Raw genomic sequence first — 16,358 nt, forward strand, 5'->3', positions numbered from 1 at the left:
ATGAAGGAGAGATTTTAATGCCATATATTACAGACGTATACGCACGTGAAGTATTAGATTCACGCGGTAATCCAACAGTGGAAGTAGAAGTTTTTACAGAATCAGGAGCATTTGGTTCTGCATTGGTTCCAAGTGGTGCTTCAACTGGTGAGCACGAAGCAGTTGAATTACGTGACGGCGATAAAGAACGTTACCTTGGAAAGGGTGTTCAAAAAGCGGTTCAAAACGTAAACGAAGTTATTGCACCAGAATTACTTGGATTAGATGTTACCCGTCAAAATATCATTGATAGTCTAATGATCGAATTAGATGGTACTGAAAACAAGGGAAAACTAGGTGCCAACGCTATTCTTGGTGTTTCCATGGCTGTCGCACATGCTGCATCAAGTTATTTGGAAGTACCATTATACAACTATTTAGGTGGATTTAATGCAAAAACACTTCCAACACCGATGATGAATATTCTAAATGGCGGGGAACATGCCGACAATAACGTAGACATCCAGGAATTTATGGTAATGCCTGTAGGTGCACCAACTTTTAAAGAAGCGCTACGGATGGGTGCAGAAATTTTCCATTCCCTAAAAAGTGTATTAAAATCTAAAGGCTATAACACAGGCGTAGGTGATGAAGGTGGATTCGCACCTAACCTAGGTTCAAATGAGGAAGCACTGCAAACGATTGTTGAAGCAATTGAAGCTGCTGGATATAAACCAGGTGAAGAAGTAAAATTAGCCATGGACGTTGCTTCATCGGAAATTTATGAGGATGGTAAATACAACTTAAAAGGTGAGGGCGTTGTTCATACATCTGATGAAATGATCGACTGGTATGAATCATTAGTAAATAAATATCCGATTATTTCAATTGAAGACGGCTTGGATGAAAATGATTGGGAAGGTCATAAAAAATTAACCGATCGTTTAGGTGACCGTGTACAATTAGTTGGTGATGATTTATTCGTCACAAACACGAAGCGACTTGGACAAGGAATCGAACAAGGTGTTGGAAATTCTATTTTAGTTAAAGTGAACCAAATTGGCACATTAACCGAAACATTTGAAGCAATCGAAATGGCTAAACGTGCAGGTTATACTGCTATTATTTCCCACCGTTCAGGTGAAACGGAAGACGCAACGATTGCTGATATCGCAGTTGCTACAAACGCTGGCCAAATCAAAACAGGTGCACCGTCCAGAACCGATCGTGTAGCAAAATATAACCAACTACTTCGCATTGAAGACGAATTAGCAGGCATGGGTGAATATGGCGGTTTAGATTCATTTTATAATTTGAAAAAATAAATGATGTAGAGAAATATGCTGGTTTAATGGAGTTAACAGGATACAAAATAAATGCTATCTATTTATGATTAACATGAATAGATAGCATTTTTAAATTGGGTTAAAAGTTATAGTCTAGGACAATACTAAGAGGCAATAAAATGTAAAGAGGAATTATTTTACACTTTGATAAGCTTTTGCATCCGCAATAGTGTGGGGGATGCAGAAATTTTCCTAACAAGAATAGGGAGGCTTTTTATGACTGTAAAGGTTTTGGTCTTCGGTGATATTGGTATTGATGACACAATTGCACTCATATATGGCTATTTTAAAGAAGAGGTTGATATTGTTGGGGTTGTAGCAGATTATGGAAATGTGTCGAAGGACCGGGCAGTAAAAAATGTTCAATACGTATCTAATTTACTCGATATTACAAAGAAGGAAGTTAAGATTATTGGTGGTGCTAATATACCGTTGAATGGAGAAAAACCAGCATTCTTTCCGGAAATTCATGGGGAATATGGACTTGGGCCGATCATACCACCAGAAAATATGCATGATGGTGTGTTTGAAAACTTTTTTGAAATCATTAACATTATTAAACAATATCAGGATGAATTAATTGTTGTCAACATTGGTAGACTTACCTCTCTAGCTACGATGTTTATTTTATATCGGAAATTAATGAAAAAGGTTAAGTCTTTTTATATTATGGGAGGAGCATTCTGGGTTCCTGGAAATATTACAGCTGTTTCAGAAGCCAATTTTTATGAGGATCCTATCGCTGCAAAAACAGTATTAATGTATGCACATAATGTAACAATAATCCCATTAAATGTAACAGAACAGGCAATCGTTACACCGCAGATGGTTGATTATATTGATTACATCGGTAAAACAAAAATTATAAAACCTATGTTGGATTATTATTATAATTTTTATAAAAAACGGAATCCCAATGTTCAGGGAAGCCCAGTCCACGACGCCTTAACCTTAATTGCTACCATTCATGAGGAGATGTTTATCTTCAAAAAGTTACCTGTCCATATTGTTCAAAAGAGCGAAGGAATTTCGAAAGGGCAGAGTATTGCTGATATCCGACCGTATTTAAATCCCAAAAATGAAAAAGGAAAAGAACATCGAATTGCTTTTAAACTGGATTATCCAAAGTTTTATAAGGAATTTATGTCGGTGATGACAGGAGAATCATTCTAAATGGTTCTGTTATGGTGGCACAATATGCTAATCTATTTTTAGGAAATAGATTAATGAGGTGAGAACCATCGATATTTTACAGGCAATCAAGGAAAGAAGAAGCACCTTCAGTTTTAGTCCAGAGGAAGTCGATTTGCAAATGTTAAAAGAGATTTTTACATACGGATCATGGGCGCCTACCCATTATATGAAAGAATCCTGGAATATTAAACTCTATCAGGGAGAAGGAAAAAAGTCCTTTGTTGATGCGATTATTGCAAGTTACCAGCGAATCGGCATGCTTAAAGGCGATGATGATCCAAAGACAGTAAAGATGATCGACTCGATGAAACAGTTTTTGTTAGAAATTCCACACCATGCGTTAATATTTTTTGAAAAGAATCAAGATCTGATCCGGTATGAAGAGGAGTATTCATCTGTTTGTGCCTTTATTCAAAATTCGCAACTGGCAGCATGGTCATATGGGGTAGGAATGCTTTGGACGATTACACCCTACATGCACGATCCAGGTTTTGCACACGATATCGGGCTGGATAGTGAAAAAGTGAAGATAGCTGCTGTTATGCAAATTGGCTATCCGAAACAGACTTCACGAAATAAAGGAAGGACTTCGATTGAAGAGAAGCTTGAGATTATTTCGGAATGACTGTTGTTGAGTGTGGGCGATCGGAATCGACAAGTAGATTGGGCGAAGTATGGAGACATCGGCGCGAAAGCAGAAACATTGGCTCGAGAGTAAAAACATCGGCCGGAGAGCAGAAACATCGGCGCGAGAATGAAAACATCGGCTCGAGAGCAGAAACATCGGCCGGAGAATGAAAACATCGGCGCGAGAGGAGAAACATCAGCGCGAAAGCAGAAACATCGGCCGGAGAGCAGAAACATCGGCGTGAGAGGAGAAACATCGGCTCGAGAGGAGAAACATCGGCCGGAGAGTGAAAACATCGGCGGGAGAGCAGAAACATCAACAAGGAGATTAAAACCCCACTTGGATATCCATATCCGAGTGGGGTTTCACTTCATAATTTATTCCGTCTTCTCTTTCACAAATTCCACAACTTCTTCTGCAGTTCCCATTCCTAAAAGCTTGTCCTTATAGGAAACTAATTTTTCTTGTGATAAGTCACGAATCTGAGTCCGTGCTGGTAAAATTGATGTTGCACTCATACTGAATTCATCAAGGCCAAGGGATAAGAGAATTGGTATAGCAATTGGATCGCCAGCCATTTCACCGCACATGCCAACCCATTTGTCTTCACCGTGCGCTGCCTCGAGTACATTGTTGACTAAATTCAATATTGCTGGATGGTATGGTTGATAAAGGTAAGTAACGCGTTCGTTCATACGGTCTGCGGCCATCGTATATTGAATCAGATCATTTGTACCGATACTGAAAAAGTCTACTTCTTTAGCGAATTGTTTGGCGATTACTGCCGTAGATGGGATTTCAACCATAATTCCAACTTCAATATCATCCGAAACATCTACGCCTTCAGAAGTTAAATTGTCTTTCTCATCTAACAAAATTGCTTTAGCTTGACGGAATTCATCTAGTGTTGCAATCATTGGGAACATAATTTTTAAATTTCCGTGCACGCTTGCTCGTAACAAGGCACGTAATTGGGTTCTAAATACGGATTCATTTTCTAAGCAAAAACGAATAGCGCGAAAACCTAAAAATGGATTAAGTTCTTTTGGCAAGTCTAAATAGCTTAATTCTTTGTCACCGCCAATATCTAACGTTCTGACAACAACCGGCTTATTACCTACTTGTTCCAATACTGATTTATAGGCATCATATTGTTCGTCTTCAGTCGGTAATTCAGTTTTGCCCATATATAAAAATTCTGTTCGGTAAAGTCCAACACCTTCTCCGCCATTGGCTAAAACGCCTGTTATGTCTTCGGGGGTACCAATATTAGCTACTAATTCTACTTGTTCGCCGTCAGATGTGATGGTTGGTTCATCTTTTAGTTTTGCCCATTCTTCTTTCTGCTTGGCAAAATTCGCTTGTTTTTCCTTGTACTTGGATAGTTCCTCATCAGATGGATTGATCTTAACAGTTCCTTCTATCCCATCCACAATAACCATGTCACCTTGGGAAACGACATTGGTGATTTCTTTAGATCCAACTACAGCCGGGATTTCTAATGATCTTGCCATAATTGCCGAATGGGATGTACGACCACCTACATCAGTAGCAAAACCTTTTACAAATTGGCGATTTAACTGTGCGGTATCTGATGGGGTTAAATCACGCGCAATTACAATTACCTCTTCGTCAATTAATGCAGGATCGGGAAATGTAACGCCTAACAAATGTGCCATCACTCGTTTTGTCACGTCTTGAATATCAGCTGCACGTTCACGCATGTATTCATTATCCATATTTTTAAACATGTCGATAAACATGTTTGCTGTTTCATCTAGTGCACTTTCAGCGATAACATTTTCAGATTTAATTTTGTCCTTGATAGGATTAATCAATTCTGGGTCACTTAAAACAAGTAAATGTGCTGAGAAAATTTCCGCATGCTCATCGCCAATCTCCTGCTTGGCATGTGCTTTGATCTTTTCTAATTCCTGCTTTGATATTTCCAGTGCTTTATCTAAACGTTCGATTTCTGCATTGGGATTATCAATCGTCTTCTTATCAAATGACAAATCAGGTGTAACAAGTTGATAAGCTTTGGCGATTGCAATTCCATTTGATGCAGCAATTCCGTCAATCGTTGCCATTATTTTACGACCAGCCTTTCCTAATAAAAAATATGTAAATCCTACTTCTTATTTTAACCTCTTTAGCTCGGCGGTTTCAAGTTATGAAGCGGTTTTGGACAATCATTTTGAATGGAAACGCTATCTTTTTCCATTAACTGCAAATTAACCGCTAATACTGGTTGAATGAAGATTTTTCTCGACCCATTCCAGAACGCTTTGATGAACTTCTTCTTTATTAATTTCGTTTAAAAGTTCGTGACGGCCATCGTGGAAAAGTTTTACTGTGACGTTTTCAAGGCCAGCTTTTTCATATAAATGTGCTGTTTTCCAAATACCTTTTGCATAGTCGCCAACAGGATCCGCATCTCCACTCATTAGGAGCATCGGTAAATCATCTCGTATGCGCAAATTTCGTTTTTGTTGATGAATAATGGAAAGTCCTGTCATTAAATCAACAAAGAATCGTGCTGTTGGAACATGGCCACAATAGGGATCATCCATATAAGCTTGGACAATTTGATCATCGCGAGTTAACCAATCGAACGTTGTTTTCTGCTGTTCAATGCGTCTGTTGTAAGCATTAAAAGCAATGAAATTCATCAGCTTGCTTGGCTTTTTAGGTGCAAGTAAAGAGGCGATTTTCCGTCCGGTATAGGAGGTGATTTTCGGGTAAAAACCGGTTCCAGATAATAGAACACCATCAAGTTCACTACTGTGTGTTTGAATATAATATCGTGCTAAAAAGGACCCCATACTATGTCCAAACAAGAAAATGGGTGTGTCAGGAAACTCCTGCTTAATGGTTCTTGTAATGGTGAATAGATCTTCCATTGTTTTTGTAAACCCATTTTCATCAGCTAGATAGCCAAAAGAGCCCTGTCGTTCACCAGTTTTTCCATGACCACGATGATCATTTCCATAAACAAAAATATTTTTCTTCACTAGAAAATTGGCAAAATCATTGTAGCGATTGATATGTTCAACCATACCATGGGCAAGCTGGATGATAGCTTTTGGTTGTTTGTTTTCCTCATACCACTTTTTGACATATACATCCACGTTATCCTTCATTGTTAACCAATATTCTTTTTCCATTTTTTCACCTGTTTCTATACGTAGTCTTGCTTATATGATAAAATTTAATTTGTAACTCGTCCAAAGTTAAGTAGAGTTCTGGTATTTTCTAAAGATTCACTTGCTATATAAAACAAACTTATGCTAAAGTACTAATAGGTATTTGTACGTTACAGGAGGTGCCGAAATGGTAGGGGCAGTACACGTATTATTAGTTATAGACGCAGTAATTATGATTATTTTAGTACTATTACAATCGGGCAAAAGTGAAGGTCTATCTGGCGCTATTTCAGGTGGAGCGGAGCAATTATTTGGGAAACAAAAAGCAAGAGGTGCCGATCTGATCTTACATCGCAGTACAATTATAACCGGTGTTCTCTTCTTTGTTCTCGCTTTCTTAAGTGCATATGTACTACAATAGACAATAACCCTTATCACAAATTGCGTGATAAGGGTTATTTTTTGTCGTATCATGTACAATAGATAAATAATAACGATGCTAAGGATTTTTGAAGGAGTTTGAGCATAATGAAAATAAAACAACCAGAACCTTTTACGTTTGAAGCAGGTCAACGTGCGGTATTATTATTACATGGGTTTACAGGCCATTCAGCAGATGTAAGAATGCTTGGTCGCTATTTAGAAAAACAGGGGTATACAACTCACGCGCCGATTTACCGTGGACATGGACTTCCACCAGAGGAATTGATTAAAGCAAATCCAGATCAGTGGTGGGAAGATGTTCAGAACGCGTTAAAACATTTACGTGATCTCGGTTATCAAGAAATAGCTGTTGCCGGCTTATCACTTGGTGGTGTTCTAGGACTGAAATTAGCATACTCGGAAAAATTAAAAGCTGTTATCCCAATGTGTGCACCGATGTTTTTTGATAACGAGACACAGCTAACGCAAGGACTCAAGACATTTGCTAAAGAGTATAAGCAATTAGAAGAAAAAGAAGCCACTGTCATCGAACAAGAAGTTGCTGATCTGGTGAAAAACTCTAACCAAATGTTTGAGGAGTTAGGCTCACTGATTACAGAAGTGAAAAATAATGTCGATACTATATACACACCGACATTTGTAGTACAAGCAAGAAAAGACCAAATGATAAATACAGCTAGTGCCACATATATCTATGACAATGTTGAAGCAGATCATAAAGATATAAAATGGTATGAGGAATCTGGACATGTCATTACATTGGATGACGAAAAGCAACAGCTATATCAAGATATTTATGATTTTCTAGAATCGCTTGACTGGCAGGAATAGAATGATTTTTCGATTATAAAACAATACTAACAGGTAAACAATAGAGTAGAAAGAAGGTGAGCTTATGGACGAATTGAAAGAAAAAATACTTACTTTTTTTAATGAAAATGGTACAAGGCCCTTGTCTGTTGATGAATTAGAGGGAGTCTTAGACCTGGAATATGCAGAGGAATTTAAAGAGCTCATAAAATCCCTAAATGAACTAGAAGAAGCAGGAGAACTCGTTCGCACTCGGAAAAATCGCTTTGGCTTGCCGGAAAAAATGAATCTTATCCGTGGAAGAATTCAAATGCATGCTAAAGGATTTGCATTTTTGATTCCGGATGATGAGGAACAACGGGACATTTATATCCATCATTCCGACATGGCATCGGCTATGAATAATGATAAAGTGTTAGTTCGTTTGGAGAAGAAAAGTGAGGGTGGCAATCGGCCTGAGGGGACGGTTATCCGCATACTGGAACGGGCAGTTCATACGGTTGTCGGAACATTTGAGAATAATCGTTCATTTGGCTTTGTCATTGCGGATGATAAGCGAATTCCAAATGATATTTTTATCCCCAAAAGTATGACACATGGTGCAGTGAGTGGCCATAAGGTTATTGTTTATATTACAAAATATCCAGAAGGAAGAAAGAGTGCGGAAGGGGAAGTTATTCAAATTCTTGGGCATAAAAATGATCCAGGAATTGATATTATTTCGATCATTTACAAGCATGGGATTAAGATAGACTTTCCTGACGAAGTATTGGCTCAAGCGGCAAAAGCTCCAGAACAAATTAGGGACGAAGAACTGACACTAAGACGTGATTTACGCGATGAGGTTATCGTAACGATTGATGGAGCGGATGCGAAAGACCTAGATGATGCAGTATCAGTAAAAGAGCTCGACAATGGGAATTATCAGCTTGGTGTTTACATTGCGGATGTCAGCTATTACGTAAAAGAAGGCACACCAATGGATAAGGAAGCATTCGAACGGGGAACGAGTGTTTATCTAGTTGACCGCGTGATTCCGATGATTCCCCATCGTTTGTCTAACGGAATTTGTTCGTTAAATCCACAAGTAGATCGATTAACACTTGGCTGTCAGATGGAAATTAATACGAAAGGTGAAGTTGTCAATCACGAAATTTTTCAGAGTGTGATTAAGACAACGGAACGAATGACATACAGCGATGTAAATAAAATTTTAGTTGATAAAGATGAGGAAGTTCGTAGCAAATACGAAGCGCTTGTGCCGATGTTTGAGAAGATGGAAAAGCTAGCGGCTATTTTGCGTGGAAAGCGAATGGGACGCGGAGCAATTGACTTTGACTTTAAAGAAGCACAAGTATTAGTTGATGAGAACGGTAAAGCAGAAGACGTTGTACTACGTGAGCGATCGGTTGCTGAACGGTTAATTGAGGAATTTATGCTAGCAGCCAACGAGACAGTTGCCGAACATTTTCACTGGATGGATGTGCCATTTATTCATCGGATTCATGAGGAACCGGATCAAGGAAAATTGCAGAGCTTTTTTGAGTTTTTAGGTGGTCTCGGTTATGTTGTTAAAGGTACTGCGAATGAAGTACACCCACAAGCATTGCAAAAGGTAATTGATGAGGTTCAAGGAAAGCCTGAAGAAATGATCGTTTCCAAACTTATGCTGCGTTCGATGAAACAAGCAAGATATGATCCTCAAAGTATTGGTCATTTTGGTTTAGCAACGGAATTTTACACGCATTTTACCTCACCTATACGGCGGTATCCTGATTTGATTGTGCATCGCTTAATTCGGACTTATTTAATTGAGAAACAGATGGACAAACAGACAATCACACAGTGGAAAGAACGGTTACCGGAAATTGCTAGACATACATCCGAAATGGAGCGAGCTGCAGTGGATGCAGAACGTGACACGGATGATCTGAAAAAGGCGGAATATATGAAAGATAGAATTGGTGAGGAATACACGGGTGTGATTAGTTCAGTTACCAATTTTGGCATGTTTGTCGAGCTGGAAAATACAGTAGAGGGCCTTGTTCACGTGAGCACCTTGACTGATGATTATTATCATTATGATGAAAGCAGCCATGCCTTGATTGGGGAACGTACAGGTACGGTTCATCGGATTGGGGACGAAGTTGACGTTCGGGTTGAAAGCGTGAATTTGGATGAATATGCTGTTGATTTTGAATTAGCTGGGACTAAAAAGCCAAAAAAACGTGAAAAAGAACCAGGGCGTCGTAAACCAAAAAATAAATCAAAGAAAAAATCATAATGAAAAATGCTGATTCGAAAAGCGGGTCAGCATTTTTTTGTGCCTTTTACCAAAAAAACTAATTTTATTGTCATCAATTTATATAACTAGCATACGATTTAATTATATAAGTTGCACATAGGAAACTTTATTGTTAATATATAATTAATTATCATAAATACAATTAATTAGGTTAAGAGCAAATGACGGATTAGGAAAATAAAGGAAAGAAGGGTTAAAAATGAGCAGATCTATTGCTGTTGATCATTTACATGTATCTTACTATGGCAAGGAGGCTATAAAGGATGTTTCATTTTCCATTACCCCTGGAAAGATGGTCGGAATAATCGGACCTAACGGGGCTGGAAAATCCACGTTGCTAAAATCAGTTCTAGGTTTAATTCCTAAAGACCGTGGTGAAATTACCATATTAAATAAAGATAGGAAAGCGGTTAGAAAAGAAATTGCCTATGTGCCGCAACGAAATAATATTGACTGGGATTTCCCAATTTCGGTGATTGATACCGTTTTGATTGGAACATATCCGCAGCTAGGAATGTTTAAAAGGCCCAAAAAACAAGATAGAGCCCTGGCACTAAAATGCCTTGAAAAAGTAGATATGTTGGAATTTAAAAATCGACAAATTGGCGAATTGTCTGGTGGGCAACAACAGCGTGTATTTATAGCACGCGCACTAGCTCAGCAAGCTGAATTGTTTTTTCTTGATGAGCCATTTGTTGGGATCGATATCAGTAGTGAAGAGACGATCATTCGAATATTAAAGGAGCTTAAAGATCAAGGGAAGACGATCTTAGTTGTCCACCATGATCTAAGTAAAGCGAAAGATTATTTTCAACAAATACTCTTACTGAATCAGGAGTTGGTTGAATTTGGTGATGTAGAGGATGTAATGCGCCCGGAAACAATTGCTCGTGCATATCAAGGCCAACTTTCCTTTCTTAAAGAATTGGAGGTGAAATCATGAACTTTATCGAAGCGATTATGCATTATGAGTTTTTGCAAAAAGCATTGCTAACATCCATTATGGTTGGAATTATCTGTGGGGTAATTGGTTGTTTTATTGTCCTGCGTGGAATGGCTTTAATGGGAGATGCCATTTCACATGCGGTTTTACCAGGTGTAGCGGTTTCCTATTTTTTAGGAATCAACTTTTTCTTTGGAGCAGTTTTTACAGGGGTACTCACAGCAATTGGAATTGGCTATATTAGTCAAAACAGCCGAATTAAAAACGATTCATCAATCGGAATAGTGTTCACTTCTGCCTTTGCGCTCGGGATTATTTTAATTACGCTAATGAAAAGCAGCACTGATTTATATCATATCCTGTTTGGAAATGTGTTGGCTGTCAGACCTTCGGATATGTGGATGACTTTAGTAATCGGGCTGATTGTACTCGTAAGTGTGTATGTTTTTTACAAGGAATTACTGGTGACTTCCTTTGATCCGACAATGGCGCAAGCATATGGCTTACCAAATAAGTTAATTCACTACTTTTTGATGACATTATTGACGATGGTAACTGTTGCATCATTGCAAACTGTTGGGATTATCTTGGTAGTTGCTATGTTAATTACGCCTGCAGCTACAGCATATTTGTTAACCAATCGGCTATCGACCATGATATTTCTCTCATCAGGATTTGGTGTTATTGCGGCTGTAATCTGCCTCTATATCAGTTATAAAGCAAATCTAGCTTCAGGTGCAACGATAGTACTGGTTGCAACCATTTTGTTTTTCATAACATTTATTATTTCACCAAAGCATGGTGTTCTATGGCGAACGATACGGTCCCGTAAGCAACGCGCATCGTATTCATAAAAAGGGAGGATTTTGAAAGTGAAAAAAGGCTTAGTTTTCATAGTGATGTTTACGGTAGTTTTTATATTTGCTGGATGTTCGGGAAATGAAGAAGGAGCTGCTGATGCGAAACAAAACGGAGAAAAGCTTCAGGTTGTCACGACGTACTCGATTTTATACGATATTGTGCAAAATGTTGCTGGTGACCTTGCAGAGGTCCACAGCTTAGTACCAATTGGAACGGACCCGCATTCATATGAACCATTGCCAGAGGATGTGCAGTTAACGTCTGATGCAGATATTGTATTTTATAACGGTTTCAATTTAGAGGCGGGTAATTCTTGGTTTCATAAGATGGTTGAGACAGCCGGAAAGTCAGAAGAAGACGAGACAGTTTTTCGCATTACGGAAGGGATCGATCCACAATTGTTAAAATCAGGCGGACATAAAGGAGAACCCGATCCACATGCGTGGCTGGATGCAAAAAATGGAATCGTTTATGCGGAAAATGCAAGGGATGCATTAATGAAGGCAGATCCGGATAATAAAGAAATATATGAACAGAATGCTGCGGATTATATTAAAGAATTAGAGGCAATGGATAATGAAATAAAACAAAAAGTCAATAAAATCCCTGAAGAAAAACGAGTTTTAGTAACAAGTGAAGGTGCGTTTAAGTATTTCTCGGCAGCATACGGCTTTCATGCGGCATACATTTGGGAAATCAATGCAGAAAATCAAGGTACACCTGATCAAATAAAGTCAGTTGTTGATACTATTAAGGAAAAAGAAATTCCGGGGTTGTTTATAGAAACTAGTGTTGATCCTCGTAGTATGGAAACAGTGTCCAATGAGACAGGGGCACCGATTGTAGGAAAAATATTTACGGATTCATTAGGAGAAGCGGGAGAAGAAGGGGATACGTATATAAAGATGATGGAATGGAATGTCGATATGATTACAAAAGGTTTGATGGAGTAATTTGTTAAAAATACGGGCAGCACTGTTTTAGATGGTGGCTAATTACGCTAATTTTTGGTAGAATAAAGTTCACGTAAGTAGTAGGAGGAAGCCGATATGCCAAAAGGAACAGGAAAAACAATTGCCCAAAATAAAAAAGCATCCCATGATTACTTTATTGAAGATACGTATGAAGCGGGTATTGTACTGCAAGGTACGGAAATCAAATCAATCCGTGCAGGCCGAATCAATTTAAAGGATTCACATGCACGAATCGATCGTGGCGAGGTAAAACTTATTAACATGCATATAGCAACGTATGAGCAGGGAAATCGGTTTAACCATGATCCAACACGAACACGTAAATTGCTGCTTCATCGCAAAGAAATTGATAAGTTGATTGGTTTAACACAGCAACAGGGTTATGCCCTCGTTCCATTAAAGGTTTATATTAAGAACGGTGTGGCAAAAATCCTTATTGGACTTGGCAGAGGGAAAAAGAAATATGATAAACGGGAAGATCTGAAGCGGAAACAAATGAAACGTGATATTGCTAGGGCGATAAAAGATCGTGATCATATGTAAATCCTTCCAGCCCTTGATATTATAACGATTCATGTTATAATAAGAATTGTCATCAAAAGACATAAAACTTAATAATTGCTCGATTTAAACCCCGAGCGTTTCTCTTTTATGGGGACGTTACGGATTCGACAGGGGTAGATTGAGCTCAGGTTGCACGTCGAGGTTACGGCTCGTAAAACGTTATTCGCCTAAATATAACTGGCAAAACTAACAATCAACCAGCTTTAGCAGCTGCGTAAGTAGTTCTAAAGCGATCCTTCCTGCATTCGCCCGTGATGCAGATTGAAGGGTCTCAAATGAAGCGGGCTATACTGTCATTCGCCGTCTGAGGATGATAGTTGAAACTAATCAGACTAGCTACTCGGAAGCCTGTTGGTAGGCTGAAGATGTAGCGAAGGATAATATACCAACTATGCGTGTAGAAGCCTGAGTGGCGATATCTCTGGACGTGGGTTCGATTCCCACCGTCTCCACCAATACATAAGTTGGTGGTTTTTTATTTTTTATAATGTAAAGCATAAAATTTCCGTTTGGAAGTTTTTATGCTTTATTTTATTTTAGGAACTTTATGCTGTACGTAACACAATAAAATTTACGCAAAGCTACATGCTTTCTTCCGTGTGGGAAATAACCTTGTGGAAATAGAAAAAATATTTACTAAAAATTATTGCAAATGAATATATAGTTGTATAGCATAAAAGGAAATTAAATTGGAGGAATGATCATGCCTGTGAATCCTAAAATTCAGTTTTTCTTGGACAAATTGAATGCGCTTCCTAAAACACCGTTGGATGAAATAACACCGGAAGCTTATCGAGCAATGGAAACAGAGTCAATAAAAAATCTTCCGCAATTGGAAGAACCGGTTAAAAAGGTTGAGGATCGGGTTTTAAAATTAAAGGGAAGGGATATCCCTGTCCGTGTTTACACCCCGAATAAAGGGACAGCCCCACATCCTGGTTTAGTTTATTACCACGGAGGTGGATGGGTATTGGGGGATTTAGAAAGTCATGATGCTGTTTGCCGATTTCTTGCAAATACAGCATCGTGTGTCGTTATTTCGGTAGACTATCGTTTAGCTCCAGAATCAAAATTTCCCGCTGCAGTAGATGATGCTTATGATTCATTGGAATGGATTGTGGAACACGAAGAGGAGTTTGCAATTGATCGAAGTCGGATTGCTGTTGGAGGTGATAGCGCTGGTGGGAATCTTGCAGCAGTTGCCTGTATCATTGCGAAAGAGCGGAAAGCACCAGAAATATGTCATCAGTTGCTTTTGTATCCGTCAACAGGTTTTAAAGAGGAGCCGCCTTCATTAAAAGAAAATGCAGAAGGGTATTTTTTAACTGCAGAATCCATGGAATGGTTTAGAAAGCATTATTTTAATAGTGATGACGACATGCTTCATCCATATGCTTCGCCGATTCTTTATCATGATTTAAGTGGCTTACCGTCCGCTACTATTTTGACTGCTCAGTATGATCCGTTGCGCGATGTGGGTAAGGCTTATGCAGAACAACTGGAAGTAAATGGGGTAAACGTTGTATATAAAAACTATGAAGATTTGATCCATGGATTTGCTAACTTTGCCGGATTTGTTCCAGAAGCTAAAGATGCCCTTGAAGATGGGGCGCGAAGTCTGGAAAAAGCCTTTGCATCATCCAAATAAAAACTGCGATAAATTAATATATGGATGTTTGCTTTTAAATTGGTAGGGAATAGTGATATATAGAGAAAGGGTGGTAGCAATGTCGACTATTCTATATCAAAAAGAATACATGAAAAATTTAAATCAGTTAAAAGATTTGGCTCCCGAACAGATGAAAGCCTTTTCCGAGTATAATGATGGCGTTTTTAAAGATGGAGCTTTGACGAAAAAGGACAAAGAAATTATTGCTGTAGCGATAGCACATGTAACACAATGCCCGTACTGTATTGATTCGCATACACGTAGTGCAAAAAAAGCAGGTGCTTCGCTTGAGGAATTGGTGGAAGCTGTATTTGTCGTTTCCGGAGTAGAAGCTGGTGGGGCAGTAACCCATAGTACGAATATGCATAATGCGAAAGACCCGGAAGCAGATGATACACTTTATGTAAGATCTAATTTGAAAAAGCTTGGTCAATTAGGAAAAAGTGCTCCTGACGCTTTTAAAGGGTATTCAAACTTTAATGCTGCAGCCATGAAAGAAGGAAAGCTAAGCGCCAAATTTAAAGAAATCATTGCAGTAGCTGTTGGACATGCCACGTTATGTCCATATTGTATTGATGTTCATACCAAAAATGCCGATAAAGCCGGTGCTACAGATGAAGAGCTTTCAGAAGCAGTATTGGTTGCGTCCGCTCTACTAGCTGGCGGATCGTATGCACACATGGCAAATATGATAAAAAGTTATGGAGAATAAGCATGGTTCAAAAATGAATACTTATAATGTAAAAAAAGGCCTCCAATTCATGGAGGTCTTTTTAAACTTTTCAAAAACTTATACATAATTTTCCTTGACTAAGGTTCAAAAGTATCAGATAATACTCATGAGTAATATAATTAACATCTTAGCTGGAGTTGTCACTAAAATGGGGAAACGCGGAAGAAAAAAAGGTGCAAATGGAGAACAAAGCCGGAAGCAATTACTGGATATTGCAGCGGAAGAGTTTGCACATAATGGATATTATGAAACAAAGATTAGCACTATTGTAAAACGGGCTGAGTTAACCCAACCAACTTTTTATTTATATTTCAAAGGAAAAGAGGAAATATTTCAGGAATTAGTCAATTTGTTTCGAGCCGAACTATCCAATCTTATAAAACAAAGCCGGCTTGAACCCGGAATTAGTTTGACTTCCTTTCCTGATAATATAAAGGGAAAACTAACAGCTATATTTCAGTTTTTTAAAGGAAATCCAAATTTAACGCAGATCGGATTATTTTTCGCACTCGAAGCAGAAAAAATAAAGCAACAATTATCTGATCAAATAGAGATGAACCTTATCGCCGAACAACAAGATGGTTATTTTCGCACAGACATCGATATGGGGATAGTAGCTGATAGTATTATGGGGATTATCGAACGGCTTACCGTTACCAAATTACTAAGTGGATTAAAAACCCCGGAAATGCTTGCAAATGAAATTGTCAACCTTTTGGTGTACGGACTGCATTATCAATAGGTATGTATCACGCGGACGGC

At 38.5% G+C, this 16,358-nt stretch carries 17 protein-coding genes and 1 other RNA gene; 16 read left to right on the forward strand and 2 right to left on the reverse strand.

Annotated features, from left to right (window positions below):
• Window positions 1-17 precede the first annotated feature (17 nt).
• The 5 genes from eno to C8270_RS19975 all read left to right on the forward strand — a co-directional run bounded on the left by eno (window position 18) and on the right by C8270_RS19975 (window position 3,597).
• Window positions 18-1,304, forward strand: a complete 1,287-nt coding sequence (gene eno, locus C8270_RS10175) for a phosphopyruvate hydratase (RefSeq protein WP_106496722.1) — start codon at window positions 18-20, stop codon at window positions 1,302-1,304.
• Between the two features lie 237 nt (window positions 1,305-1,541).
• On the forward strand, window positions 1,542-2,498 hold the full coding sequence (locus C8270_RS10180; RefSeq protein ID WP_106496723.1) for a nucleoside hydrolase: 957 nt from the start codon (window positions 1,542-1,544) through the stop codon (window positions 2,496-2,498).
• Window positions 2,499-2,556: 58 nt separating this feature from the next.
• The gene (locus C8270_RS10185) at window positions 2,557-3,144 is read left to right on the forward strand and encodes a nitroreductase family protein (protein ID WP_234028541.1); all 588 of its coding nucleotides are present in this window, start codon (window positions 2,557-2,559) and stop codon (window positions 3,142-3,144) included.
• Window positions 3,141-3,317: a hypothetical protein gene (locus C8270_RS19970; protein WP_158701692.1), complete on the forward strand. Its 177-nt coding sequence runs from the start codon at window positions 3,141-3,143 to the stop codon at window positions 3,315-3,317. Before C8270_RS10185 ends, C8270_RS19970 begins: the two co-directional genes overlap by 4 nt.
• Window positions 3,274-3,597 (forward strand): hypothetical protein, encoded by a 324-nt coding sequence (locus C8270_RS19975; RefSeq protein ID WP_158701693.1) that lies wholly within the window; start codon window positions 3,274-3,276, stop codon window positions 3,595-3,597. The genes C8270_RS19970 and C8270_RS19975 overlap by 44 nt, the downstream gene beginning before the upstream one ends.
• Here the strand turns inward: C8270_RS19975 and ptsP are convergent.
• Window positions 3,525-5,237: a phosphoenolpyruvate--protein phosphotransferase gene (gene ptsP, locus C8270_RS10190; RefSeq protein WP_106496724.1), complete on the reverse strand. Its 1,713-nt coding sequence runs from the start codon at window positions 5,235-5,237 to the stop codon at window positions 3,525-3,527. The two genes, C8270_RS19975 and ptsP, sit on opposite strands and share 73 nt — an antisense overlap.
• A gap of 144 nt (window positions 5,238-5,381) precedes the next feature.
• Window positions 5,382-6,314 (reverse strand): alpha/beta hydrolase, encoded by a 933-nt coding sequence (locus C8270_RS10195; protein WP_106496725.1) that lies wholly within the window; start codon window positions 6,312-6,314, stop codon window positions 5,382-5,384.
• A 166-nt stretch (window positions 6,315-6,480) separates the two neighbouring features.
• On the opposite strand from C8270_RS10195, the gene secG reads away from it, so the two are divergent.
• The 11 genes from secG to C8270_RS10250 all read left to right on the forward strand — a co-directional run bounded on the left by secG (window position 6,481) and on the right by C8270_RS10250 (window position 16,338).
• A complete protein-coding gene (gene secG / locus C8270_RS10200; RefSeq protein ID WP_106496726.1) occupies window positions 6,481-6,714 on the forward strand; it encodes a preprotein translocase subunit SecG in 234 nt (77 codons plus the stop codon).
• Window positions 6,715-6,821: 107 nt separating this feature from the next.
• Window positions 6,822-7,568 carry an alpha/beta hydrolase gene (locus C8270_RS10205; RefSeq protein ID WP_106496727.1) on the forward strand — a complete coding sequence of 249 codons (747 nt, stop codon included), beginning with the start codon at window positions 6,822-6,824 and terminating at the stop codon, window positions 7,566-7,568.
• Window positions 7,569-7,632: 64 nt separating this feature from the next.
• Complete coding sequence (gene rnr / locus C8270_RS10210; protein WP_106496728.1) at window positions 7,633-9,831, forward strand: ribonuclease R; 2,199 nt, start codon at window positions 7,633-7,635, stop codon at window positions 9,829-9,831.
• Window positions 9,832-10,051: 220 nt separating this feature from the next.
• The gene (locus tag C8270_RS10215) at window positions 10,052-10,795 is read left to right on the forward strand and encodes a metal ABC transporter ATP-binding protein (RefSeq protein ID WP_106496729.1); all 744 of its coding nucleotides are present in this window, start codon (window positions 10,052-10,054) and stop codon (window positions 10,793-10,795) included.
• Window positions 10,792-11,649, forward strand: coding sequence for a metal ABC transporter permease (locus C8270_RS10220; protein ID WP_106496730.1), 858 nt, complete (start codon window positions 10,792-10,794; stop codon window positions 11,647-11,649). Before C8270_RS10215 ends, C8270_RS10220 begins: the two co-directional genes overlap by 4 nt.
• 18 nt (window positions 11,650-11,667) lie before the next feature.
• Window positions 11,668-12,609, forward strand: a complete 942-nt coding sequence (locus C8270_RS10225) for a metal ABC transporter substrate-binding protein (RefSeq protein WP_325034740.1) — start codon at window positions 11,668-11,670, stop codon at window positions 12,607-12,609.
• A 96-nt stretch (window positions 12,610-12,705) separates the two neighbouring features.
• Window positions 12,706-13,173 (forward strand): SsrA-binding protein SmpB, encoded by a 468-nt coding sequence (gene smpB, locus C8270_RS10230; RefSeq protein ID WP_106496731.1) that lies wholly within the window; start codon window positions 12,706-12,708, stop codon window positions 13,171-13,173.
• Window positions 13,174-13,283: 110 nt separating this feature from the next.
• Window positions 13,284-13,649: a transfer-messenger RNA gene (gene ssrA, locus C8270_RS10235) on the forward strand.
• A gap of 248 nt (window positions 13,650-13,897) precedes the next feature.
• Window positions 13,898-14,842 carry an alpha/beta hydrolase gene (locus C8270_RS10240; protein ID WP_106496732.1) on the forward strand — a complete coding sequence of 315 codons (945 nt, stop codon included), beginning with the start codon at window positions 13,898-13,900 and terminating at the stop codon, window positions 14,840-14,842.
• Between the two features lie 79 nt (window positions 14,843-14,921).
• The gene (locus C8270_RS10245) at window positions 14,922-15,575 is read left to right on the forward strand and encodes a carboxymuconolactone decarboxylase family protein (protein ID WP_106496733.1); all 654 of its coding nucleotides are present in this window, start codon (window positions 14,922-14,924) and stop codon (window positions 15,573-15,575) included.
• Window positions 15,576-15,702: 127 nt separating this feature from the next.
• The gene (locus C8270_RS10250) at window positions 15,703-16,338 is read left to right on the forward strand and encodes a TetR/AcrR family transcriptional regulator (protein ID WP_234028542.1); all 636 of its coding nucleotides are present in this window, start codon (window positions 15,703-15,705) and stop codon (window positions 16,336-16,338) included.
• Window positions 16,339-16,358: the final 20 nt, after the last annotated feature.

Origin of the sequence: Lentibacillus sp. Marseille-P4043, from assembly GCF_900258515.1 — a bacterium.
Lineage (GTDB): Bacteria > Bacillota > Bacilli > Bacillales > Amphibacillaceae > Lentibacillus_C.